The 25,901-nt window shown below is 41.2% G+C and carries 17 protein-coding genes; 15 read left to right on the top strand and 2 right to left on the bottom strand.

Going from position 1 to position 25,901, the window contains the following annotated elements; translation table 11 throughout:
* From B3P16_RS22790 to B3P16_RS22750, 9 genes are all read left to right on the top strand, one after another.
* The gene (locus B3P16_RS22790) at window positions 1–771 is read left to right on the top strand and encodes a hypothetical protein (RefSeq protein WP_286844529.1); all 771 of its coding nucleotides are present in this window, start codon (window positions 1–3) and stop codon (window positions 769–771) included.
* A 22-nt stretch (window positions 772–793) separates the two neighbouring features.
* Window positions 794–1,444: a response regulator transcription factor gene (locus B3P16_RS22785; RefSeq protein WP_286844527.1), complete on the top strand. Its 651-nt coding sequence runs from the start codon at window positions 794–796 to the stop codon at window positions 1,442–1,444.
* A gap of 261 nt (window positions 1,445–1,705) precedes the next feature.
* Window positions 1,706–2,500 carry a response regulator gene (locus B3P16_RS22780; RefSeq protein WP_286844526.1) on the top strand — a complete coding sequence of 265 codons (795 nt, stop codon included), beginning with the start codon at window positions 1,706–1,708 and terminating at the stop codon, window positions 2,498–2,500.
* Window positions 2,501–2,525: 25 nt separating this feature from the next.
* A complete protein-coding gene (locus B3P16_RS22775) occupies window positions 2,526–3,542 on the top strand; it encodes a ParM/StbA family protein (RefSeq protein ID WP_286844525.1) in 1,017 nt (338 codons plus the stop codon).
* A gap of 3 nt (window positions 3,543–3,545) precedes the next feature.
* On the top strand, window positions 3,546–4,625 hold the full coding sequence (locus B3P16_RS22770; protein WP_248932889.1) for a HEAT repeat domain-containing protein: 1,080 nt from the start codon (window positions 3,546–3,548) through the stop codon (window positions 4,623–4,625).
* Between the two features lie 10 nt (window positions 4,626–4,635).
* On the top strand, window positions 4,636–6,144 hold the full coding sequence (locus tag B3P16_RS22765) for a glycosyltransferase family 2 protein (protein ID WP_286844523.1): 1,509 nt from the start codon (window positions 4,636–4,638) through the stop codon (window positions 6,142–6,144).
* Between the two features lie 6 nt (window positions 6,145–6,150).
* The gene (locus B3P16_RS22760) at window positions 6,151–9,021 is read left to right on the top strand and encodes a tetratricopeptide repeat protein (RefSeq protein ID WP_286844520.1); all 2,871 of its coding nucleotides are present in this window, start codon (window positions 6,151–6,153) and stop codon (window positions 9,019–9,021) included.
* 20 nt (window positions 9,022–9,041) lie between these two features.
* Window positions 9,042–11,450, top strand: a complete 2,409-nt coding sequence (locus B3P16_RS22755; protein WP_286844519.1) for an aminotransferase class V-fold PLP-dependent enzyme — start codon at window positions 9,042–9,044, stop codon at window positions 11,448–11,450.
* Window positions 11,451–11,461: 11 nt separating this feature from the next.
* On the top strand, window positions 11,462–13,729 hold the full coding sequence (locus B3P16_RS22750) for a DUF4838 domain-containing protein (RefSeq protein WP_286844517.1): 2,268 nt from the start codon (window positions 11,462–11,464) through the stop codon (window positions 13,727–13,729).
* A gap of 878 nt (window positions 13,730–14,607) precedes the next feature.
* Here the strand turns inward: B3P16_RS22750 and B3P16_RS22745 are convergent.
* Together B3P16_RS22745 and B3P16_RS22740 are read right to left on the bottom strand one after the other, a co-directional pair.
* Window positions 14,608–16,563 (bottom strand): fimbrillin family protein, encoded by a 1,956-nt coding sequence (locus B3P16_RS22745; RefSeq protein WP_286770374.1) that lies wholly within the window; start codon window positions 16,561–16,563, stop codon window positions 14,608–14,610.
* 43 nt (window positions 16,564–16,606) lie between these two features.
* Window positions 16,607–16,774 (bottom strand): hypothetical protein, encoded by a 168-nt coding sequence (locus B3P16_RS22740; RefSeq protein ID WP_153848297.1) that lies wholly within the window; start codon window positions 16,772–16,774, stop codon window positions 16,607–16,609.
* 1,199 nt (window positions 16,775–17,973) lie between these two features.
* Between B3P16_RS22740 and B3P16_RS22735 the strand changes: the two genes are divergently transcribed.
* The 6 genes from B3P16_RS22735 (at window position 17,974) to B3P16_RS22710 (ending at window position 25,896) form a co-directional block, all read left to right on the top strand.
* Window positions 17,974–18,804, top strand: a complete 831-nt coding sequence (locus B3P16_RS22735; protein WP_286844515.1) for a helix-turn-helix domain-containing protein — start codon at window positions 17,974–17,976, stop codon at window positions 18,802–18,804.
* A 247-nt stretch (window positions 18,805–19,051) separates the two neighbouring features.
* Window positions 19,052–21,295 (top strand): LruC domain-containing protein, encoded by a 2,244-nt coding sequence (locus B3P16_RS22730; RefSeq protein WP_286844513.1) that lies wholly within the window; start codon window positions 19,052–19,054, stop codon window positions 21,293–21,295.
* A gap of 117 nt (window positions 21,296–21,412) precedes the next feature.
* Window positions 21,413–21,778 carry a response regulator gene (locus B3P16_RS22725; RefSeq protein ID WP_286844511.1) on the top strand — a complete coding sequence of 122 codons (366 nt, stop codon included), beginning with the start codon at window positions 21,413–21,415 and terminating at the stop codon, window positions 21,776–21,778.
* Complete coding sequence (locus B3P16_RS22720) at window positions 21,778–22,974, top strand: sugar transferase (protein ID WP_286844509.1); 1,197 nt, start codon at window positions 21,778–21,780, stop codon at window positions 22,972–22,974. The genes B3P16_RS22725 and B3P16_RS22720 overlap by 1 nt, the downstream gene beginning before the upstream one ends.
* 20 nt (window positions 22,975–22,994) lie before the next feature.
* Window positions 22,995–23,735 (top strand): TolC family protein, encoded by a 741-nt coding sequence (locus B3P16_RS22715; RefSeq protein ID WP_286844507.1) that lies wholly within the window; start codon window positions 22,995–22,997, stop codon window positions 23,733–23,735.
* Between the two features lie 4 nt (window positions 23,736–23,739).
* Window positions 23,740–25,896 (top strand): hypothetical protein, encoded by a 2,157-nt coding sequence (locus B3P16_RS22710; RefSeq protein WP_286844505.1) that lies wholly within the window; start codon window positions 23,740–23,742, stop codon window positions 25,894–25,896.
* Window positions 25,897–25,901 lie beyond the last annotated feature (5 nt).

Here is a 25,901-nt window from a genome sequence, read left to right as displayed (position 1 = left end):
ATGATGCAGCATAACCCTCAATTTTGGATAAGTTTAAGCTTCGCTATATTGGGGGGAGCTTTTTGCATATCAGGTCTTTTATTCCGCTTTTATCGTTGTTTTAAATACAGAGATATAGGACAGCTACTGATCAGTGTGGGGGTGATGGCCTTAATTTGGCATGTCATGATCTATTGCATGATCTATACGGGGGAAATTCAATATTATCCGCGTATTTATAACAAAGGGATACCCTTTTATTATCTGGTGGGCCCCTGCTTTTATTTTTATGTTTGGCTCAAATTTAATCCCAATGCCACACTGCCTAAATATTGGCTACTACATTTATTGCCCTTTTGCTTTGGATTGATTGATGTCATTCCGTATGCAATAGCCCCGCTAGAAGAACAGAAAAAACTGCTTAGGATGCTGGTGGAAGACATCCCCCTAGGATTTAAGCACCATTATGGTTTTGTGGATCAACAACTACATTATATGCTGCGATTTGGACTCGCTATTGCTTATATTATTGGACAATGGCGGTTATATTATAATGCAGATGTAGATGCGAAAGCCACAAAAAGAGAAGTGCTGATTTTTAACAGCGTTTACAGCATTTATCTTCTGCTGCAATGTAGTATCGTGTTAGCCATTATCCTTAACAGCAGTCAGGAGGCCTATATTCTTAAAAGTCTGGATAAGCTGGTCTGGGTAAGTTTTTGCTTTCTTTTGTTTAGCCTGTGGTTTATGCTGGATGGAAATAAAAAATCAAAATTATACTACATAAAATAAAACACACTTATCTTTATTTTTTATGCCAAACACAAAATTTAGACTTGCAATCATAGAAGACCGTATGCCTGTTCTCGAATCATTAAAATCTTACTTCGAGGATAACACTCAGTTTGATCTAGTGGTTGCTGCACGTGAACTTGATGAGCTGCTGGAAGCGAACTGGAGTCCTGAATGTTTAGATTTGCTGCTCTGCGATATTGGACTACCGAATAAAAATGGCATTGAAATAACTTGGTATATAAAGCGCAAATTTCCGCATATACAGGTCGTTATGTTTACGGTTTTTGATGATAAAGAACATATATTTCAGGCACTTTGTGCGGGTGCCGCCGGCTACCTGCTTAAAAGTACGCCGTTACCGGAGATGGAGCAGTTGCTCGTGGAAGTCATGAAGGGAGGTTCGGTGATGAGTCCGCAGGTGGCTCGTATGGTCATATCTCACTTTAACCCAGCACTCGAGCATAAAGTCGATTACCGGCATCGCGAACAGCTTACCCCTCGCGAGATCGAAATTGTTTCCCTTTTGCAACAGGGGTATACCTATAAAAAAGTTGCTGAAACTGCATTTATTAGTGTAGATACCGTGAAATTCCATATTAGGAATATCTATGGAAAATTACAGGTTAACAGCCGTTCGGAGCTTATGCTGAAATATAATAAACCGATTTGACAGAACTTCTTTTCGTGAAAAACAATACCTAAAGAAAATATGCTGCTCGTTTCAATCGATGGATTAACTATGCGGTGTGTACACTATCTGTTTTTGAGATCTTCTTAAGAGCATCTTAAGAAAATTCTATCTTACCGATAAATACCTATTTTAAGTTAAATTTTTTTGTGAAAACCACCCTTATGGGTAGGTAATCACTTTGCTTGTATTTTTAAATTTGTGATGCCATTTTAAAGCAACTTAATCTATTTAATTAAAAGTATGCAAAGTTATGATCTCCCACCTAAGCAATGTAGGGTGTTTTCGGTATTGCATGCAGACAGCGATCTGCTCATGCGAAAAATAATTTCAAATGTTTTCTCCAATGAAGCATTTCAGCTGGATTCCGCGGCCAATGGAAAAGAAGCCTTTGCCCTTCTGGAAGCGAAGGACTATCAGTATGATATCGTCATTACCGAAATGCATATGCAATATGCAAATGGATATGAAATTATCAATAAGGTGATGAAGGAATCGCCGCGCACCAGGACGCTTATCACATCCAACATGAGTTATCTCCATATCCGTGAGGGACTGGAAATTGTGCGTGAAGATTGTTTTAAAAAACCGCTGGTCGTGGGAAAACTATTGGAAAGAGTGAAGCTAATCATGGAAGGTGATACGGACGTTGCAGGACAATTACATCCAGAAGTTGGGTCGAAGGTCGTAAATATCTCCGAGAGCCAGAACAACGAAGCCGAGCCGCATCAAATGCAGTTAGATTCTTTCCTGCAAAATGCTAAAATAGCTCATTCCGAACAACCGCAGGGAATAGTTGCTGTACAGGATCTAATAGCTGTGGAGGAGCTGGTAGATGTGCATGAGATAGAAGAGGTACAGGAACAGATAGATATGCAGGCGGTGGTACGTGCGCAAGAAGATGCGATGAATGAGCTTTTTGTCGCTGAATATGTGGCAAGGGAAGAAATCTTGGCAATAGATATCGTACCTGAACAACCTGTTTTACTAGCGGCTACACAGAAGTTGCCAGTCATGTCAGGTAAACGATGGTGGTAAATAATTAGTACACACGAAAAATTTTATGTATACAATACAGTCATTCTCAAGCCTAATGCAGGCGACAAATTCCCCCTTGGTAAACACCGCCAATTCACTATTGACCGGCTTGAAAATACAAATGGGGCAGCAGTGGTATATCTGTGGTAAATTGGCACTAAATGAAGGGAATAGCCCTAGAAGACCGCTGAATGCATCTCCGGAATCATTGGAATGCCAACTGTTGTTTAAGGCAGCAATTTTAAGCAGTGGTGTCAACGCCGACACTCCGCTTATGGTAACCATCGGCTTGCCCAATAGCACCTATCGCTTGTATCGAGAAACAGCCGAACAAACGCTTCGTGGTAAACATATTATCCAGTCGGATCCCGCTGTTTATGGTGAGGACGGATCCGGTATATTACCAATTGAGGTCGCGCATATTGACGTTTTGCCGGAGGTGGTGAGTTGTATGGTGGCGTTGCGCAGAGGAGAAAGTTGTGAAAGGGGGGCTTTCTTCGTTTTTAGTTTTGGGTTTGGTACATTGGAAACTGGGCTAAGTACCGATGAAGGCGTAGTAGAAAATGCGATGGGGAGTGCTCCGGGTATGCATTATGCTGTCAATATCCTCCGCGAACAGCTGCAGCAGACGTATGACCTCTCTTTTCAGAGCATTCAGCAGCTCGATGAGGCTTTTCGAAACGGCTACCTCTATATTAACCGTAAAAAAATTGACCTTCAGGGACTGCGCAAAAAGGCGATACAGACCTATTATGCCGAAATTGTGTCACCAGCTTTGGGTGATGTGGTCAATGATAGAAATCTAGCTAAATCAAATCGAATCTTTCTATGTGGTGGTGGTGCGCATTATGGCGATCTCATCGACTGTATTCTCGAAGAGTTTGGGGATATTGCCGGTGTTAAAATTGTCGACCAGCCTGAATCCCTCGCTGTAAAAGGGTATTTACTCAATTCCATGCGTTACATTCAGGATCAGTCCAAATTGCCGGTCGGGATCGATATTGGGAATATACAAACGCGTGTTGCCCTTGCTGAAAATTAAGGTATGACGGTAGATCAAACTTTTATTGCGGTGATTCAAGGGATTGTGGCAACATCCTTTATTGGAACTTTTGTCGCTTATGCTGTGATCATGGTACTCCGTTTCCGAACGGCAAAAGCACAGCGTCGGCAAAATAAGCTTGACCAACTGATAGAAGATCGTATACTGCCGCAGTTTATTCAGGAAATGGGTAATGAAAGCGCGCATGTATCCATTGATCAGGCGGTGCTGGATGAGTTGGCGCTGATGGACAAAAGAAACCGCCAGACTCTAATTGATACTTTGATCCGTCTCCGATGGCATGTGGCCGGAACAAATGCGCTGATTCTTCATCGTATCTATGTGCTTCTTGGGCTAAATCTGGATTCATTGCAAAAGATGAAATCGCGCAAATGGTATCGCAATGTTCAGGGATTGCACGAGCTGACGCTAATGGACTACGCGATCTCCGATATTGATATTCTCCGATTCAATCTCAGTGAAGAATCTGAACTGCGCTCTGCCGCGCGAAGCGCTTTCATGCGTTTCAGCAAGAATGAGCCTTTCCGCTTTTTTGATGAAGTGCGCGATCCCTTGAGTATTTGGGAATTGATCGGTTTTTTTCGGATTCTCGAACAATCCCGCGATACCGTAAAATCCAATTTTGCCAACTGGATCCGTTATTCGCGCAACAAAACAGTTGTTATTTGCTGCATGAAGCTTGCTGCGCACGAGCAGAGCCTGGAGGCTATCGACAGTATTGAAGGATTGCTCAATGTGAACGACCATAGCCTGCGTTCGCATGCCATCAATGCGCTGGGGCATTTGAGGGCTGTACATACACAGGAAACGCTGATTAAAATGTATCCGAACCAGCCGGTAGACTGCCAGTGCGAAATCCTGTTTTCGCTCGGCATGTTTCGAACGCCGAGAGCCATGGAATTTCTGACGGAACAATTTCAATCGGCCTTTGATTTTGAAATTGAAAATCATGTTGCCGCGATACTCGCCCGTTTAGTACGCAACAAACAATTGGCCTGGAATCCTTTACATCTGCCTTCACGAAAAGAGCGCATTCTAAACTATTATCTGCACGAACAATAACGCACACAATATGATCCAAGATATAATTGACGTTTTCCAACTTTTTATATTTTCCTACAGTAGCCTGACCATGGTGATCTATGTCATCATGGCGGTGCTATCGTATAAGGGAATTATGTTATATAGACGGAAAAATAGAGAGCACTATACCCAAAATGTAATTTCGAGCCCACTTTCACCGGGCATCTCGGTCATTGCCCCGGCTTACAACGAGGGCCTGACAATCATTGATAATGTATATGCATTAATGCATCTGAATTATCCATTGTATGAAGTTATTATTGTCAATGACGGTAGTACGGATGATACATTGGAAAAATTGGTGCAGCATTTCGAACTTAAGGAAGTAGATCTCCCTTACAATGAAAAGATCAAAACGAAGACTGTGAAGCGCTTTTTTCGATCTACTAATCGTGCCTACGAAAAGTTGCTAGTCATTGATAAAGAGAACGGAAAAGGTAAAGCAGACGCTTCGAATGCCGGCATCAATGCCTCAAAATTTGATTATTTTCTCTGTACAGATGTAGATTGCATCCTGCATGAAGACACACTTTCCAGACTAATGCGTCCCATTTTAGACGAAAAGAGCCGGAGCCGCCTAAAAGACATCCAGGTGATACCCGATACCGGATACATCCACGTGGAGAACAATCAACGACGGGTCATAGCGGTGGGGGCGCCCCTGCGGATGATCAATTCGTCTGAAGTGGATAATGGAGTAATAACACGCTTTAAACCGCCACATAAAGTACTCCCACGTTTTCAGGAACTGGAGTATATTCGTGCATACCTGCTTTCAAAAATGGCGTGGAGCTCAATTAATTGTGTTCCAAATGTGTCTGGAGGACTTGGTCTTTTTGACAAGCATATTGCCGTTAAGGTTGGGGGCTATGATCCACGCTCATTTGCCGAAGATATTGATATGGTGACACGCATGAGTGTTTACATGATCCAGAATAATCACAAATATGCGATTCGGTATATTCCTGTTTCATTGTGCTGGACGGAAGGACCACAAACCTTGCCGGTATTCAGTAGACAACGTGTACGCTGGGCTAGGGGGTTGATCCAGATCATGCTGCTGCACCGTCATGTTTTATTTAATGTTAAGTTTAAAAGGCTCGGGCTGATAGTCTTTCCTTATAACTTTCTATTTGAGTTTTTGGCGCCTATTTTCGAGGTATTGGGGCTGTTGTTTTACATCTATCTTATTGTAATAGGCGCCATCAATTGGGAAAATACATTTACATTACTCGCTTTTCTTTATATGTTTTCCGTCTTGGTAAGCTCCATTGCCGTACTGTGGGATCAATTGATTGAAAGGCATTACCGCAAAACGAGTGAGGTGATAGGCCTTTGCCTGACGGCCTTTGCTGAGCCGTTTATTTATCATCCGCTCATTGTTTTTTTTAGTATTAAAGGCTACATACAGTCCATGTTCAGGCAAAAGCTGGTGTGGGGAAATATGCAGCGTAAAGGTTTTGCAAGCCAAAAATCTTCCGACAAAAATCAAGCTTAAGCTATTATGAATTTCCGTTATACTATTTTTATTCTCTTCCTGTTGTCTACACCTGTCCTGCAAGCGCAGACCTGGAATTCCGTGCGTGCCGAAAAATTGTACCAGCAGGCTTTGGTAGACATTAAATCTGCTCAACAGCAGAAAGCTTTAAAGTTATTGGAGGAGACCATAAAGCTGAATCCAGCCCATATCGATGCGCAGGTGCAACTTGCCCGAATCTATATGGCGCAGAAACAATATGATCAGTCGATCCGTACTGCACAACTGGTACTGCGTGCTTCGCCCCAATATGAAGATGTTTATTATTATATTATAGGTTCTTATTTATCAAAAAATCGACCTGCTGAAGCTTTGCGGTACGTCGAAATGGGATTGGCGCGTTTTGCTACCAATAAAGATTTCGGGATCAAAAAGCTTAATATATTGGATATGCTCAAACGCTATCAGGATGGAGATTCCTGGGCGCAGGTTCTTATACGGCGTTTTCCGACCGATGGGAGCGTAAGACTTGCTATGGCCGGTCATTATGAGGCAAAAGCGGATTGGTATAAAGGAAATAAAATGGATAATCTCGCCAATTCATATTATGAAAAGGCGCTCGAACTCGCGCCGAAAAATACAGATCTCATCGAAAAAATGAACAATATTGTGTCCCAAGGCGGTGATTATGATGCCCGAATTGCCAAGGCAAATGCGATATTGAACAGCGATAGTAAATCTTACAAAGCGTTATTCCAAAAGCTCAGTCTGCTACAGGAATCACATCGTTATGCAGAGGCACTAGAAGTGTTACGCCTGATCTTACGCTATTATCCGAAAGATAAAAAAGCCCTTGACCTAAACAATAGTTTACGGAAAGAAGCCGCCGGATATTATCAGAACACAGATACTTATGCTCTTTATCAGTCGATTTTGGATCAGAATCCAGGCGACCGGGAAGCCTTGGAAAAGGTGGTGGGCATCGCCGCTTCTCGGGGGGAGACGACACAGGCACTGTATTGGGTAGACCGTGCCTTACAGCGAAATGCAGCCGATCGTGTACTACTGCGCAGAAAAATGGATTTTGAATATCAGCTGCATCGCTATCAGACAGCGGCAGATATTGCTGTTAAGCTCTATGGGAGCAACGGTGATAAAGCTTTCCGATCAGAAGCATTGCAAATGATCAATGCCTGTGGGAGTTATTATTTGCAACAGCAACAAGTCGACAGCGCCATCGTTTACTACGATCGTACGCTTCACTTAGATCCGAGCAATATGCCAGCTCTGCAAGGGCGTATTTCCGCTCTTATCCTGCAAAACAATTTCTCCTCGGCCCTTCGGGAGCTGGAGCAGGCGATCAGTTATTATCCAAATGATGTCGATTTACAGTTAAAAAAGGCGGGTTTCCTGGCACAATCGGGCAAAATACAGCAGGCTGTAGCCTTAAGCGAAAAACTTTACGCCAATTATCCGGGAAATCCGAAAATTAAATCGCTTTATTTGGAGCAAAAGCTGGCCGCAGCCAATGCCTGCATACTGGTGGAAGAGTACGGAGAAGCGGAAACGCATTTTCGTCAATTACTCATTGAAGACAACGATAATAAAGAAGCCCTACACTACCTTTCTAATATTCTTGACCTCAGAAGACGCTATCCGGAAGCTTTGCTCGTTGTTCAGCAGGCCCTGCAAAGTTATCCGGGTGACCGCGAATTTCTTCAGAAGAAAGCTTCAATCCTTCATAATAGTACGCAGTATATGGCAGCTGCTCAGGTCGCCACTATGCTGCGGACAGAATATCCGTACAATCAAAAGTACCGTACAATGGTACAGGATGCATGGATGTCGGCGGGATTGGCTTTTCAAAAAAAAGGATTAGCCGATAGCGCAATCTTTTGTTTTGATCGCGTGCTCAAGGACAATCGAACAGATTCGCTAGCCTATAGTAATAAAATAAACCTTCTGATGGCAAAAGGAGACTTTGTATATGCCTTGCAGAGTGTGGATACGGCATTGCAGCATTTTGAGTATGCAGAACCTTTTCTCCTAAAGAAAGTAATCGTACTTGACAGTTTGGGGCGGTTTGTTGAAGCGGCACATTATGCCGATACACTCTCCAAGCGCTTCGATCTACGGAAGCACAGGGAATATGCAGCTCTTTTGCGAAGTAAAACCATGCAGAACGCTTTTGGAATTTCTTTGCTGAATAGCTCCTTTTCAGGTGTTGATGATAATCCAGCGCCACCTGCATACCGTATTGCGACACTATATTACACCCGTCGATTGTCGCCAAAAATAAGCTATGGTGCACAGCTGTTATTCACAGGAAGGCAATCTGGTACGGGCATTATGGGAGAAGGCGACCTGACGTATACGGCGAATAAATTGCTTTACTGGAATGCTTCGATAGGTATATCCAATAATGTGCTGCTCCCCAAATATAGATTGGCCTATTCGCTTTATCGACAGCTCGGAAAAGGTTTCGAAGGGGAGATTGGGGCGCGTTTTCTGGAAGTTGTCGCGATCAAAGCGGTATCAGTGGTTGCTGGTGCGAGCAAAAGTTTTGACCCTTTTCTGCTGAATGCACGAATCTTTGCCATCAAGGAGGAAAAGGATTTCTACTTTGCTTTTCAGGCAGGCGCAAAATATGAGCTTACTGAAGCCGATTTATTGCAGGCAAATTTTGGACTTGGAACTTCACCAGACGACAGAAGCAGGCTTATTCTATTGCCTGAATTGGGTGGTGTTATGAGTCGAAGTGTGGGCGCGGGATACAGACGTACAATAAATTATCGTACATCGATAGGTATAAATGGTACGTACACGAGTCAAAAAATTGGTATGGCAACATTTCGTAATCAATACGATCTACTGCTTGCTTTACAGGTGAAATTTTAACTCTAGCCAATAACTGAACAATGAATGGTACAATTTTAATTTTAGGCGCCGAAGGGTATTTGGGCTGGCCGCTAGCCATGAAGTTAGCGCTGCACCATCCAGACCAAAAAATTATATTGCTGGATAATGGCTGGCGCAAAAGCACGGTTGCCAATCTCGGATTTGGCCCTTGGTTACAGATCCCGCATCTCTCAAGTCGTATCGAAGTATTTTGCCAAAAATATGGTTTAGCTAATATGTGCGCTGTGCACGCTGAGGTTTGTTCGGACGAATTGGCAGAACTGATTCGCCGGGAACGGCCGCATACGATTTATCATCTCGCACAGCAGTGTTCGGCGAGTTATTCGATGTTGGGATTACAACAGGCTCTTTACACGATCCGTAACAATGAAGAAGGAAATATGCGTCTGCTCTGGGCAGTACGCGAGTATGTTCCGCAAGCCCATATTATTAAGCTTGGATCTTTTGGTGAATATGCCAAGGGCGGATTGCCGATCGCAGAAGGCTATTTTAAGCCTGGTTATCAAGGACAGTTGGCGTCGACGCCTTTACCTTACCCTAGGGCGGCAAACGATATTTATCATGTTTCCAAAATAAATGACTCGAATTACGTAGCGATGGCGGCGCGTACCTGGGGGCTTCGCATTACGGAAGTGATGCAAGCAACGGTCTTTGGTCTGCTAACATCCGAAATGGATGCCTCGCCTGATCTTTTTACCCGTTTTGATTACGATCCGATATTTGGAACGGTAGCCAACCGTTTTATAGCGCAGGTAGTTTCTGGTTCTCCGATGACAGTATATGGTAGCGGAAATCAGCGTACTGGACTCATGGCGTTGAACGATGCGGTCAATTCGCTGGCCCGATTTGCTGTAGATATACCACCGATGGGTGAACATCGTGTGGTGAACCATGTGACAGAAACACACTATTCCATCAATGAATTAGCGGCGGATATTGCTGACATCGCCAGGGGTGTTGGATTGGATCCCAAGATTTCTTTTACCTCCGATCTTAGAGGGGAAAGTGCTGCCAAGAAACCTATATACAGCATTGAGACAAGTTTGCAGGGAAGTCATTTGTATCATACCGATTTCCATACCGTGATAAGAGAATCCATTAGTCTTTTACAGAAACAATATAGTAGACTTCTATCGCATCATTTTTCACCCCATAGCGCCTGGAACGAATGTTCTGATGGGATAAATCTTGATCCTAAAAGAGTAGATGCCGTCCGAAAAATAGAAAATGAAGCGTATTGGGATCAGATCAGGATCAATACATTTCCTTCGACCCGGGTAAATCTGAATCCGGGCTGCCTGGCTACGTTGCCACAGGATCGGCTCGAAACCATCAAAAATCAGGTAAACGGCAATCCACTTTCTTTATATGCTTTAGGGAGGGAAGCTTTCAATGCCATACAAGAGGAATGTGCTAAATTGTGGCCGGCTATCGGTTATCGCTGTAATGTGACTACCAGCACATCTCAAGCCATGAATTTATTGGCATTGGCGCTTTTACGTAGGTTGGAGGAGGATGGGAAGAGGTGTTTTCAGGTCCTGACAAGTGAGCATGAACATCCGGGCGGTATTGGCCCCTTTGAACATTTGCCAGAATATAAGCTCACTTATCTCCCTGATGTTGTCCTCAATGACGCGGAGGAATTTAACAGATGCTTGCGCGAAATGCAACCAGACATCGTCTTCTTATCCCATGTCTATTATCCCACAGGAAAACTGATGCAAGACAAGTGGCGCCTGAGCAATATAAAAAAGGCTGTTCCGAATGCAATTCTGATTCTTGACGTAGCCCAGTCATTAGGGATTCAGCAACTTCCTTTTGGGGATGCCGATGTATTGATCGGGAGTACGCATAAATGGTTGCATGGACCGTTGGGTGGTGGTTTAGCTTGGTTCAAAGAAGATTTTGCAAGTTGGATCGGGGCCTTATATTGGAATAAGCAGCATCTTTTTGAAGATCCGCAAACCCATGGGTTCAGCATTCCAGGAGGGCAGGATTTCTTATTGTATGAAAGGTTGAGGCAAAGCTTAAAGCGCTATCGAGAAATTGGGCCGAAAGCGATCCTGGAGCGCAGTACCTATCTGGCAGCTTATTTGAAAAGAGAGCTTAATGGGATCTTGGGCCATGCGGGCATTACCCACTGTTTTATGGGAGATGATGTATCTCCGGTCGTAAGTCTACTGGTGTCAGATTATGATCCTTATCCGCTGTACGAGTTTTTGAGAAAGAAAGAAATCCATATTAAATGCATTAAGCACTGTAGAGTAGAAGCGAAGGTTGGACATGTACTGCGTTTTGGTATACCTTATTATGAAAATATGGGCCGCTTGCGCATGGTACTTGATACGATAGCTTCTTTTGTGGATTGTGCCATCATTGATAAGCAAGAAGTGGAGTTGACGGTATAGTTTAATGCGGGATGATGACGAATGCAAATTATAAACTGAACCTGTTCGTTCTTGTTGGATTACTGTTCATTAGCAGCTGTATGGCACAGCAAGTGGACATCGTTCGCGATAAGAAAGCCGAAACTGAAATCGTTATTTCCTCGCGTCCATCAAATTTGGAACGAAAGGCGGCTCTGGTATTACAGGAGTATATTAAACGTATTACTGGTGTACCATTAGCGATATTGTCGAGCCCTTCTGGGACGAAAAGACACGTAGTATATATCGGGAATAATTTTTATCAACAGCGGATTGGAAAGAAGGTTGGGCTTGGAAACGAAGGTTTTGAAATTAGTGTTCGGGACGGGCAAGTATATCTAACTGGAGGTTCAGGAAAAGGACTACTGTATGGAGTATATGAACTTATCGAGAAGCAATTTGGCGCTCGGAAATATGATCAAGGGCCTGCATGGGTTCCCAGGCGTTCGAGTCTGACGCTTCCTCAGGATTTCAATTTGCGTTTTGAGCCCCCTTTACGTTATCGGGAGTCTTACTACCCCGCTTCTGCAGATGCTGAATACCTGGATTGGCATCATTTGCATCGATTTGAGGACCTGTGGGGCTTATGGGGGCATTCATTTTTTAAAATTATACCACCGGAAGACTATTTTCAGCAGCATCCTGAATATTTCGCTTTAACAAACGGAAAGCGCAGTGCAACACAACTCTGTCTGACAAATCCTGACGTCCAGAAAATTGCAATCAATTATTTTCGACGGGCCATTGCCGATAATCCTGATGCGGTCTATTGGTCTATAGCGCCAATGGATGGAAAAGGTTACTGTACCTGTGATCGCTGTACAAAGGTTGATCAGGAGGAGGGAGGGCCTCAGGGTACGCTAATCCGATTTGTGAATCGTATTGCGGCTCAATTTCCAGAACAGAATTTTACGACCTTAGCCTATGGTTACACCGCAGAAGCTCCCAAAATAACTCGGCCATTGGACAATGTATATGTGTTGCTAAGTACGATAGATGCAACGCGGGAGCAGGGCCTGGCGGTTAATCCAACAGCTGCTACTTTTCGACGCCAGCTCAATGACTGGTCGAAGATCTCATCGCATATTTTCGTGTGGGATTATACCACGCAATTTACAGCTTATATAAATCCTTTTCCGATGTATGATCATTACCAGAGCAATATCGCCTATATGTATCAAAATGGTGTAAAAGGTATCTTTGAACATGGACCTGGCCATACGCTGGCTGATATGTCCGCCTATGCCAGTTATTTGCAGGCCAAAATCCTATGGAATCCTGAGCTAGATCAAGCTGAGGTGGAAGAGAATTTTTTGGACGGTTATTATGGTGCCGCATCAAAGGATATTAAAAAGTATCTAAAACAACTTATTGATGCTCGCAAAACAAGCCGCTCGACGCTTGATATATATGGTAATCCCATCCTTTCGCGACATGGATATCTAAGTTTAGAAAAGATGAGACTTTTTAAGGAACTTGTGAATAACGCGCAAAAAGCTGTAGCTGGGGATTCGAAATTTATAAGTCGCGTGAAATTGATTGCTTTAGGTCTGGAGTATGCAGCTTTGGAGCAGTCAAAGGCTTATGGTGATCATCCATTCGGCTTTTTAAACAGGAAAGCTGATGGTCAGTGGGTGGTCAATTCTAATTGGATGAAGCGCATTGATGAGTTTTTGGACCATGCACTTCGAGGCGGAGCTATCGAATTGGCTGAAACTGGTGGTAGTCTTGAGCAATACCGGCAGCAATGGATAACACTATTAAATAAACCCTATTTACCTTCATTGCTCCAAGGAATAAATCCTCAGTTTAAACCTTCTTTCTTGGAAGATTTTCCCGCCAATGGAAAAACAACACTGAATGATGGCTTATCGGGAACGACAGATTACAGTTACAATTGGCTATTATTTGATAGTAAGGATGTCGAGATTACTTTTCCTTTTCCGAATGAAACAATGGCTTCGCAAATTCAGCTTAATTTTCTATTGGATCCGGCGCATTATCTATTTCTTCCGGATGGAATAGCGGTAGAATCCTCAGAAGATAATATTTCGTACATGAACATCGGGACGTATAAGATCGATATTGGTCTTATTCCTGAAGGCCCGATATGTTTTCCAGTTTCATTTGGCCTAAAACAACAAAAAGCACGTTTTTTAAAAGTGAAAATTTCTTTTTCGCAGGAATTTCCGCATTGGTTTGAAGGGTCGAAGCATCGTAACCCGCTTTTTGCTATAGATGAAATTCACGTGAGAAAATAGAGACGGAGGATTTAGAAATATTTGGGTAATCTTAAAGGGAATTTTTCCTAAATTTATTGAACCGATTATCTGACCTAAGAAAATCATTATGTCATTAGGAAATGGTTTTTTGTCTTTTTTGCTGTATTTACCCTGTGCTATGCTTGGGGCTTTTTTTAGCTATAATTTGATTTGCTGGGGCTATCGAAAGGCTACTGTCGTTAATAGCGCAGGACTAATTTGGGAGCGGATAGCATTTTTTTGTTTACTTGCGCTCACGTTTTCGGCTATGTTAATAGCTGCTTTGAGTATCTCAGATAATGAATTGATCGTGTTGTGGCCGCAGAAATTATTTTATGCTTGTATTATTGTAGGAATTCCCACGCTCGTGATAACGACTTTTGTCATCCTTTTTAGATGTATAGAATCCTGGTCTGAATGCTGTTCGAGCCGCAGAAGAGCCCGATCTGGTTATTTGCTGTTTCTTACCATTTGGTTGTTTTGTTTTTTGGTGCAAGTTATCGTATACATCATGCTGATTAAGCAGATTAGCTGAATCGAGTCAGTAATCATCTTAGTATATAATGAATTAAGCTTGGAGTTTGAGTTCAAATCAAACCCGGAAATAGGTGTTTTAACGAAGTTTGTAAGGGTGTAAAAATAAATGGGGCGAACGCCTTCGCCCCATTATATCCATTAATATTATCAAGTCGAACGCAAAAAAAATGACTTGATGGCCCAAATGTAAAAAAATATTATTGAAATTCTCTAGTAAAAATTTACCATTATCGTGTAAAAATCTACGGGGTAGTTGAAGGGCTACATCATTCATAAAAAAAAGACGGCTAGAATTTCTAGCCGTCTTCGTTTGGTTGCCGAAGCTTTAATTATTACTATTTTTAGTTTGCACGTACGCAGCGAACGTTTTTGAATGATGTACTTAGTACATTTGCACCTAATGCGCTTACACCATTTAAAAGTTCTCCTGTATTGTTTGCCATATGGAATCTTGTCCCTAACGATGGAACAGGTAGTAGAGCGATTCCTCGGCCAGCATTACCATAATAACCCCATGTACCTGCGCCGACTAAGCCAACAATATTTGCGCCTTGTTCATTTGTCCACAATGTAGTTGCTCTACCGTAGCTGTCAAGAAGAGGAAGACCCAAGCTTACAACCTGGAAGTTTGAAATATCAACGCTAAGATCATTCAAGCCAACATTGGCTAAACCACCATTTCCAAGGAGAGGCAATATGTTTATATTTGAAATTTGCCCATTGTAATAGAAGCGTAGTCTGTTGGATGCGCTATTGATATCGCCAAAAGCATTGGAGCCTGAGGTGGGAGCCCCATTAGCTCCGGACGCAAGTGTGTATTGACCATAATTATATGGACTTGATGGTGCCAGTGATGAATTAGGAGCCGCCGTATTGACTAGTACAGATACAGTGTTTCCTAAAAGATTGGTAATGATGTTTAAAACACCGGTTAACCCTGTGGCATCAACAACTTGACCCAAACCTCCCAGCGCTCCTGTAAGAGAATTCAACTCGATGTCCCCACGAACCATATTGGCAAAATCTGCCTTTGCTGGTTGTTTCCAAAGTCCCGCTGGATAAACCAAAGCACAAGGATCTCCATTATTTGTCGTTGTGGTCGCAAATTGTCCAGGAACAATACTTCCGAAAGCAAAATAGCCATTTGCTCTAGCGGTCAGCTGATTATTCGCGTAGAATGCATAATTGCGGCCGTTTCCATTATTTCCTCTATAGAACAAGTTGGAGCGTGCCCATCTCACCGTACGGCCAGCATAACTTGTCACTAATGGAGATTCCACCACGTTTAACAACAAGCGATGGCTATTGCCCAATTGTGGTGTAACAGAAAATCCGAAGTTGGACGCTGTCGAAAAATAGGTGCGTGCTAAACTGCCGTCGACGTGGCTAATGTTTAGGTTTTGGACTTGAACATTAACTGCACTTTGTGCTGCTGTAGATGCGGTATAAACATAGGCAATTTTTGCATCATTGAAGGCAGGGTCAATATTTGTAAAGTTGGCATATGTTAAAGTTGGGGTAAAACTTGCTCCTGCAGTAACAGTTCCACCCAGCAATGCGATACTACCTGTTGCTAAATTTAAACCCGTTACGTTCACTGTAGGATTGCCTGTGATATTACCAAAAACGCCTTTGGTATTCAATTCAATTCCTATGCGTGAAAACTTATGACTGAATTGGATACTGATGTTTGAATTGGTTGCAAGGTTGACAGTTCCACTAGCATAAAGGACATCTTTATTTTGCGCAAGAGCAATTGATCCATTTGTTGGTGTAAGTGCAGGTTGATTAGCATCCGATGTATTGTAAGATAACGCGACCCATGTATACGTAGTCGCGGGATTAAGCCCTTCAATAGTACCTGCTGTTCCTGCCGTAAATTCCTTTGATGTAACTAACGTTGTTCCAGAATAGATATAAACAACATACTTTGTGCCGGATACCATATCTTCTGTGACACCGGGGGCAACATCAGCCGCTGGACCGCCGGAGCGTTTTACGCCGATCGCATCGCTAGTTATGGTTGGTAAATTGTTGTCCGTAGAAACAACCATGTCGACGTCCGAAAATGAATGTACTTTGCTGGTCGTGGCGTTCGATTTTGTCGAGCCGACCTTCACTGCGTCACCAGTACCGTTTGTCTTAATTCCGCCTACGGCGAAAGTAAGTACATTGCTTTTGTTTTCGACATTTTCAGTCTTGTTGTCCTTGGAACAACTTGTGATTAATGTCCCGGGGATTGCTAGCATTGCCATCGCAACAACCCAGTTCGCTCTTTTAGTCAGATTAAATCTCATTTTAGTGCTTTTTCGTGTTGTTAGAAATTTTGATGATAATGCGTTAAGCGCCTTCTCCGGTAGTGGTACCGTCTGGACCTGCTCCCCAACCGTCGGTTTGTGGTGTTACACCGGGTTGTGCCTGAGAACCTGCAGCAATACCTTGCTCAAGTTCTACAACGTGCTCCTTGATGGACGGAGCTACGTACATTTTTTTTGCGTTCTTATTCATGATAATATTATTTGGATAATCCATGCTGTTACCAACATGGGGTTTAAATTTAATGGACAATTTAACCCTCGTTTATTTGGTAGAAATACTTAAGCATATAACGGCTTGCCTTTGCGTATAGGCAATATATTGCTGTTATCACTTAGGTGCTCCTAAATTTTTTGTCTGTTTGTTGATTCCTAATTTAATTGTTAATACTTTTTTCGCTATCGGCTAGTAATACTTTTCCCGAATTGAATTGTAATATTACGACTTAATATCAACTTGTGCAAAAAAAAATTGTAAACTTTTTTTTCAACTATTATTGATTTTGTAATAAAACAACTTTCTTCATTGTTATTATTCTATAAAATGTTTCGGTTATTCTCTTTTATCGCTTTCAAATCTGAATTTAAGCGCGATAAAAGCTGGCCCTCTTCCTGCCATCTTTTTCATTAACAAGTCATCGTTTATTTTGTTTAACATTTTTTATAAAATATTTTTTTTGTCTAATTATTGTTTTATAATTAATATGTTTAAACAGTTTGTTTTTACAAGCCGATTATTCAATATTACGGGCTTTAATTGGAAATATATTTCCTGTTGTGATATGTGTGGTATTTTATTTTTATTTCTTTTTAGTAATTAAATATCTTTATATTCTTCTTTGTAGATGTTTAATTTGTCGAAATTCAATATTTTTATAGTCGTGTTATATTTTAATGATACACGATGTTGTTTGTGTTTTAAATTTTAAATTCATTTTATTTGTTTCTTTTGTTTCATCTTAGGAAAATTGCAGTTGCAACTAAACTGTTATCGCCTTAAGTTGTTGTGTTAAGAAGTGTTAAAAAACAGGCTTATTAATCTTAAAGTGAAGATTTATGGAAATGCCTGTTGGTTTAACTAAATGATTTTTTTGTTGTAAAATAAAAGATTTTTTGAGGGCTGTGTGGGGATAATTATCTAATATTTGTTTCGCCAACCTAATTGTATGCTATTTCATGTTAGTGTCTCTTATAGAATGGTTGGTAGATTTTAGTTGGAGAGCGACCTCTATAACGAACATTTGAGTTTTTCTGATGCGCTCTAAAAAACATATTGCAAACCCATGGTTTCTTTAGGAAATGAATTTTTTGTGTTTGGCTTTTATTTCCTAAATTGCCCCTATTTCAGTAATATGAATTGGTTGTCGGGCTTTATATGCATTAGATAAAAATATGGAATTTGGAGTTCATCGGGTCATTGGTGTAGCGCAGGAGCCTTCTGAAATTAAGGATGCAACAGCAAAAGAAAATTATGTTGTTCTTTTTGTGTCAAAGGGTGGCTGTAGCGTGGAGGTCAATAATCAGATTACAGAAATTGAAGAATTTTGTTTGGTGTTAATTCCAAGAGGTATAAAAATTGAAGCTAACCCAGATGAACAGCGGTCGTTTCTTATTATTTATTTTTCGGAAAGTTTTTTTGCACGTACGGAGATAGATACCGCTTTTCTGCATAACTTTAAATCATTCAATAAAAACGAATATACTTACCGTGTACTGCGTGTTCCTGCGGAATACGCGAGTTATTACGAATTTGTAAGCATGCAGCTTAAGCTTTCTAAGCAGAATTATAATCTGGCAATTTATCGCGATTTAGCGCATAATATCGTTAAACAGATTGTGCTCCTTGCGGCAATTTCTGCAGAGGATAGGCCGTCAAATGGATTAGTGGACCAAGGTGCTGATACAAAGCTGATAACACTTTTCCAGGAACTGGTCAAAAAACATGTAAAACAGGAAAAACAGGTCGCCTTCTATGCCGAACAACTCAAGGTCGGAAATAAAAAATTAACCAACTTAACTAAAGAAATTTTGGGAGCAACTCCAAAAGAACTTATTGTCAAAGAATTGCTACGTGTTAGTAAAAAGCTTATCGTTGAATCGTCGATGAGCATCAAACAGATCGCTTGGGAGCTTGGTTATGCTGATGTGAATAACTTCAGTACTTTTTTCTTGAAAGAAACCACCTTGACGCCCACTGAATACCGAAAAAGGTGGCAGAAATAACCCTTATAGTTAAATATCTTTTTGTTAGTTATAAACTCTTTTTGTAGTTTACGTTGCGCTGTTGTAGTTGAAGCGCTACAAGATTTGTGATTTATACTGTAGTTGTGTATTTTGCCTTATTCTCAGCTGAATTAGTTATATCTTTGCTTTAAACAGTTCGACCTTAATATTATTCGCAAAGCCAAGTATTAAAGTCTTGTGACATTTATGATGGGGCTGTTTGGTATTGATCTATTATTATTTAATTATGTATAACAGAAAAAGCTTAAATCTCTTCTTGGTGGGTCTTGCAGGGATTGTGCTCTTCGGGGCAAGTTGTTCAAAAGTAAAAGATTTGTACAACGAAACCGAAAAAGGATCTGATTCATCCACTCTTTTACCTGGGGGCGGCAATATTTCAGCCGATTTTATGTGGAATTCAACACGCTCTGTAGATGTGCGCGTTGCTGTAGACGATCAATTTAGCGGTAAATATTTTTATCGGGTTGAGATTTTTGATAATGATCCGACTTTGTCTAGCGGAGCAAATTTGCTGGCTGCCGGTCAGGCTAAATCAGGTCAGGACTTTGTTGGCAAGCTGATGATTCCGACAATTGCGAAATATGTCTATTTGAGAGAAACTAGTCCTCTGGGTATTGCTGCTATCAGCATGATTGAAGTTGGACAACAAAATACAATCACTGTCGACGGTGTAAAAGCCGGATCAAGCAGCAAAGCGAGTGTTTTGCGTGCTGCGACCACGACGAGTGCGTTGGCTAGTAGTAGCTTAAAGGCGGCAGCGGTTGAAGCTACATCAGTAGTGGTCCCTTCGGACGCGATCGCGCTATCGGGCAACTCGACAATTTCGGTCGAGTCCAATAAATCTTATGTCGTCAAAGCTGGTGTTACTTTTACAGGTAAGATCGATGCTAACAACGGGACGAGTAATGTGAAGATTTACGTACAGGGATCTTGGAAAAATACAAGCTTTGAACTAAACCTTGGAAGCAATAATGGACTATACATCACACAGGCGGGTTCGATTGACCTAGTGAATGTAACGCAGAATACAGTGGGTGGCTTTGTCAATTATGGCTCGGCTTCGCTTTCCAAAATGGAAACAAAAAACAATACCTTGTATGTAAACTATGGTACACTTACAGCTGATAAAGCGGATATCACCAATGGTAACTTTACCAACTATGGGGTGGCGACAATCCAAAATCTGAGCAGTACAACAAACGGTACAGTCGTGCGCAATGAGGGGACTCTTACTGTGCAAAATGCGACTTTGACCAATGCGACTTTGGAAGCTGTTTGTCATACGGTGATCAATTCATTAACAACCAATGGAGCAACTATTTCGGTTTCTCAAGGAGCTTTATTGAGTTTGGATAAATTAGATGCGGGTGGCACAAAAATTAATTTGGCAACAGCATCTATTTTGGAAGTGAAAACCCTAGCCAAATTTAACAGCCAGTCGAGCACCATGACTGGACCAAGTTCAGGTCAGGCATTGGCTCGTCTCAAAAAGGTTGATGTAAGTAACCAGTGGATGGCTATTACCTATGGTGGTAACCTAGAGGTAGCTTGCTCAGATCATACAGCGAATGCACAATGGAGCACCTATTATGTGATCAATAGTCCAGCAAAATTGGTTCCTTACGATAAATCGACCGTGGTGATTGCAGGGACTTCCTGTAATGCTGGCGGTAATAATGCCTCTGGTGGCAATCCAACAGATCAAACGGTGACTGAAGTTAATTTGGGTACATATTCTTACATCTTCGAAGATAAGTGGCCCGCTAAAGGTGACTACGACATGAATGACTGTGTGTTGGATATGAACATCACTAAATTTCAAAATACAGCGAATAAAGTGACTAAAGTGGCCTTGAAAGCAAAATTAAGATCAATTGGTGCTTCGATCCGTTTTTCGACCGCTGTGCAGCTTGATGGTATCGCAACGGGAAATGTCAAAAATGTGACGTATTCACGCAAGGATTTAGTAGGTTCTGCTCTCCCTCTCGGTGCAAATGGGACAGAGACTGGACAGACGTATGCTGTTCTTCCGCTATGGGATGATGCACACAAGGCTTTCGGTGTTTCTGATACGCGTTTTATATCGACTCAAACTGGTCAATATGCACCAGTGGAAGTGATTGTGACAGTGGAATTCAATACACCAATAGACAACTTTACGTATGGTACATTAAATGCCTTTATTGTAAACTTCAACCAAAACCTTGCTGGCCGAAATGAGGTACACCTCGTTGGTTATAAAGCGACCGATAAAATCAATAAAAGTTTGGTATTGAAGGAAACAGGCAACCTGTTGTCGGCTACCGATCCATTTAAGACAAAAGCGAATGAACCATTTGGTTTGTTAGTTCCGGTATCTTTTGTATATCCGTCCGAAGGACAGGCGATTACCACTGCGTATCCGCTTTTTGAATCTTGGGCGACGAGCGGAGGTAGCCAAAATACAGATTGGTATCTACATAGGAAATAATAAAATTTGCAACATCTTCATGTACCAAAGTAGTCTACTAGAAAGGAGTACTTTGGTATATGGAGATCGCTTAAATAACGCAATCCATACGCCTAAACCATTATATTCTAAAGACTGATGAAAAAAAAGATTCTAATAATTGATGACAAACCAGCAATTGGTCAGTTGATTACACTTTATTTAAGTGCAGATTATGACTTTCGTTTCTTTAGCAATGCGATGGACGCCTATAATTGGCTTAAGGAAGGAAATGTCGTGGATTTAATTTTATCGGATTATACCATGCCGGAGATGAACGGATATGATTTGTTGCTTATGATTAAGCAGAATGAATTTCTGAAGGGTATTCCAGTTATCTTTTTGTCTGGTGAGGATAGTTCCAATACGCGAATAAGCTTACTCGAAGCCGGCGCTGATGATTTTATATTAAAACCGTTCAATCCCCTTGAATTAAAACTACGGATTAAAAAAGCATTAAAATAATGCCTCAATATAGCGATTATATATACTTTGGTGATAATCTCGAAACTTTTGATTATTTTCATCAACAAGTCCAAGATATCTTGGGTGTTGACTTGAAGTTTTTTGATTCTTTCGAAGCCATGGATATGTATTTTCAAGAGCAAGAAGGGCAGTTTTTTTCTGTGGTATTCTACGAGAAAAGCAAAAGCCTAAGTAAAGATTTATCACGTTTGAAAAAGCTTGTCCAACATGGAAAAGATACATTGCTGATCTTGATAGGAAATGATCTTTCGCGTTTTGAGAAACAATCTTATTTTGAGGCTGGTATTACAAATACCATTAGTCCACGGGCGCATGCAGATGTTTTTGAAACGGTTAGAAAATATATTAAGCTATATTTTGAAGCGACAGCACAAACTGAGAAATTTAATACCACTAACACGTCTTTTCCTCAAATAGGCATCCCTTTAGGAAAAAGATTGTTTGATATTGCAGTTTCTTCGATTTTGATCCTCTTGCTTTCCCCGATACTGGCAATCGCTTATATTGCCATCAAATTGGAAAGTAAAGGTTCGGCAGTTTATAAGTCGAAACGGATAGGATCCGGCTATTATATGTTTGATTTTTATAAATTCAGATCCATGTATCCCGACGCTGACAAGCGTTTAAAAGAGTATATGGCACTTAATCAATATGCAGATGCATCGCTAAGTGTTAATCGTAGCACTGTGACCACTATGATAAGCGATGGTGATGCGCATCTTTTTACGACGGATGAGCTACGTGACGTACTTATTGATGATGATACGGTTGTAAAAAGTTCTGATAGTGCTGGAAGACAAAAAAAGGCGGCTTTTTTTAAACTTGAGAAAGATCCGCGTGTAACCAAGGTAGGTCGCATTCTCCGTAAATATAGCATTGATGAACTGCCCCAGTTGTTTAATGTACTTAAAGGCGATATGTCTATTGTGGGAAATAGACCCTTGCCGCTCTATGAAGCCGAGATGCTGACGACAGACGATAGTGTCGAGCGATTTATGGCTCCGGCAGGTATAACCGGTCTGTGGCAGGTAGAAAAACGTGGTGATAATGGAAGTATGTCTGATCAGGAACGAATAAAACTGGATATTGATTATGCACAGCATTATTCGGTCTGGATGGATTTAAAAATATTATATAAGACGTTTTCCGCATTCATCCAAAAGGCGGATGTTTAATAACATAAATATTTATTTCGATGAACTTATTGCTTAAAAGAGCTTTTTTGCTGTTGTGTTTAGTAGCATTCGGCCTATTGCTAAAAGCACAATCTGTAATGGATCCTACGGATATGGTTGATTTTACAAAGCTGAAATTGCCGCCCTTGGAGACCCTCTATCAAAATGCCAAACAAAGTCCCGGCGTGGAAATGTATGAGGCAAAAATGGAGGCTCAGGCTAATCAGCTGATAACCGAAAAGAGAAGCTGGTTAAAATATTTCAGGGTTGGTGGATCTTGGCAGTATGGCAATATCGCGATTAATTCAGCGTTTACGAATGAATATACTCCTCTTTTTTATCAGTCTTCTGGCGTAACCCAAAGCTCCTATTACGGAACTGCCGGAGTGAATATTCCTTTGGATGATCTCTTCGATCGAGGCAATAAAATCAAACGTCAGAAGATGGAACAGCGATTTACGCAGCTGGAATTGGACAAATGGCTTGATGAGCAACGTATCCGTATCGTCAACTCCTATACGAAAGTAAAAACAGCTCTTTCTACACTAAAGAAAAAAATTGAAGATTACAATATCGCCTTAGCGAATTACAAAATGACTGAGAATGAATTTAAGTCAGGCAATGCAAATATAAGCGATCTTAATACAGCAAAGAAGTTGGAGACAGAGGCTTATGAAATTCTGAAAACCAACGAATCTATTATTACCAATGAAATCCTTACCTTAGAAATCCTGAGTAAGACAAAAATTATAAGCCAATAGCATCATGAATATTTTCCATTATATCTTTCGGGCCATTTTCAGAATTAAGTGGTGGCTGTTGATTTTGCCGCTAGGTTTTGCCTTGCTGGCGATCTACCTGACTCGTCAAATGGATCGGCAGTATAAGACTGATATTACAATTTATACAGGTGTTATTTCAAGTTATGGAAGTGATCCGGGAGAATCCAATGCTTCGCAAGACTGGAACGTATTAAATAATTCGATCCAGAATATTATCAATACCATTAATTCGAAGGAAACGATCAAAAGGCTTTCCATGCAGCTTTATGCACGGCTTATGATTCACGGCGATCCTACTAAAGATAATGTCTATATTACCGCAAAACATTACAAGGAGCTTGTCGCAATTACCCCCAAAGACGTACAGAAGTTGATTGATAAGAGCTCGGAAGAGAATACGGTAAAGAATCTGGAAAAATATGAGAAAGCAGACCGTAATAATTTTGTCTACGGTCTTTTCAACTGGAACCATCCTTATTTCAGCTATAATGCTCTCCGCGAAAATATTAAGATCAACAGGGTAGACAATAGCGATATTTTACAGATCAACTATCAGGCAAACGATCCAGGGGTTGCTTTTCAGACATTGGATATTTTGAGTAAAGTTTTTGCGATCGAATATACCAATTTGCAATTCGGCAGTACCAACAATGTCATCCGGTATTTCGAGGCTGAGCTTGAACGTATAGGCCGGGAACTTCGCGGACAGGAAGATTCTTTGACAATGTATAACGTTGAAAACCGGGTGATCAATTACGATAAACAGACGGAAGCAATTGCTTTATTGGATAAAGAGTATGAACTACGACATCAGGATGTCTTATTTGTTTATAACAGTGCACAAGCAGCTATAAAACAATTGGAGTCGGGAATGGATGCCAATATGCGTGCGATCAAAAATAATACGGAGTTTTTGGCACGCATGAATCAGATTGCAGACATCAACTATAATATTTCAAAGATACGGACGTTGAGTGTAGATTCTCTTAAGCAAAAACAGGGCGGAGCTGATCTAGATGTACTGTCGCATGAACTGGATCAAAAGGAGAAGGGCTTCCGTTCGTTTATGGATCAATATACAGCGGAAAAATATACTAAAAACGGCTATCCAAATGCAAATTATGTAAAGCAATGGGTAGAAGAACTTCTACGTTTCAAACGCTCGGAGGCGGAACTTAATGTCGCCCGTGATTTTAAGCAGGAGCTGGATCATAAATACACCCAATATTCACCTATTGGCTCTGTCTTAAAACGTAAGGAACGTGGTATATCCTTTACCGAGCAGTCTTATTTGTCAATCTTATCCAGTTTAAATGCCGCGCGGTTGAGATTAAAGAGTTTGGAAATGAATTCGGCTACGCTAAAAGTGATCAATCCGGCAAGCTTTCCGTTAAATGCACTTCCGCATAGCAGAAAATTGATTGTATTTGCTGTCTTTTTTGGGACTGTGGCATTTATACTTGGAATATTACTTATTATTGAACTTTTTGACCGTACGTTAAGAGATAAAACACGAACCGAACGGATTACAAAAGGAAAAGTGATTGCAGCGCTACCTAAGCTTGGGAAAAGTGGTGTCAAACAGACTAAAATTGAAGAAAGAGCGATCCATGTTTTGGCCAATAGATTATATGGTTTTTACAACAACTCAAATCCTATAAATTTTATCAATATCGTCAAGTTCTCTTCAACACTAGATTTGGGCTCACTGACAGACATTTTAACAGCCTACTGGCAGGGATTGGGTATTAATGTACTGGCCTATAAAGAAGGAACTGATTTTAGTGCAGAATCGAGGGAATATTTAGTGGATGGTGCCTGGGCTGAAAAACTCGGTAATTATGATATTTCATTAGTCAAGCATGGCTCTATGGCATTACGCCCTATTCCTTCTCTATTTTTAGAGCGCGGGATGGCTACGTTATTGGTATTAAGGGCTGACTCGGTATGGAAAACAGAAGATGAGTTGATGTTTGCAGATCTATTGCAACGTTCTGCCGGTAAACCAATCGTAATTTGCCTGATGAACGCTGAAAAATATGTTGTGGAAGAGTTTACAGGAATGTTGCCTCCGTTTACCTTTTTGAGACGCCTGGAATATCAATTGGGTAATTTTGGTCTGACATCGCTGGGAAAATAGTGGGC

The sequence above is a fragment of the Sphingobacterium sp. UBA7631 genome, from assembly GCF_002483935.1.
In the GTDB taxonomy this organism is placed as follows: domain Bacteria; phylum Bacteroidota; class Bacteroidia; order Sphingobacteriales; family Sphingobacteriaceae; genus Sphingobacterium; species Sphingobacterium multivorum.
This window is presented reverse-complemented; position numbering and strand designations above follow the sequence as displayed.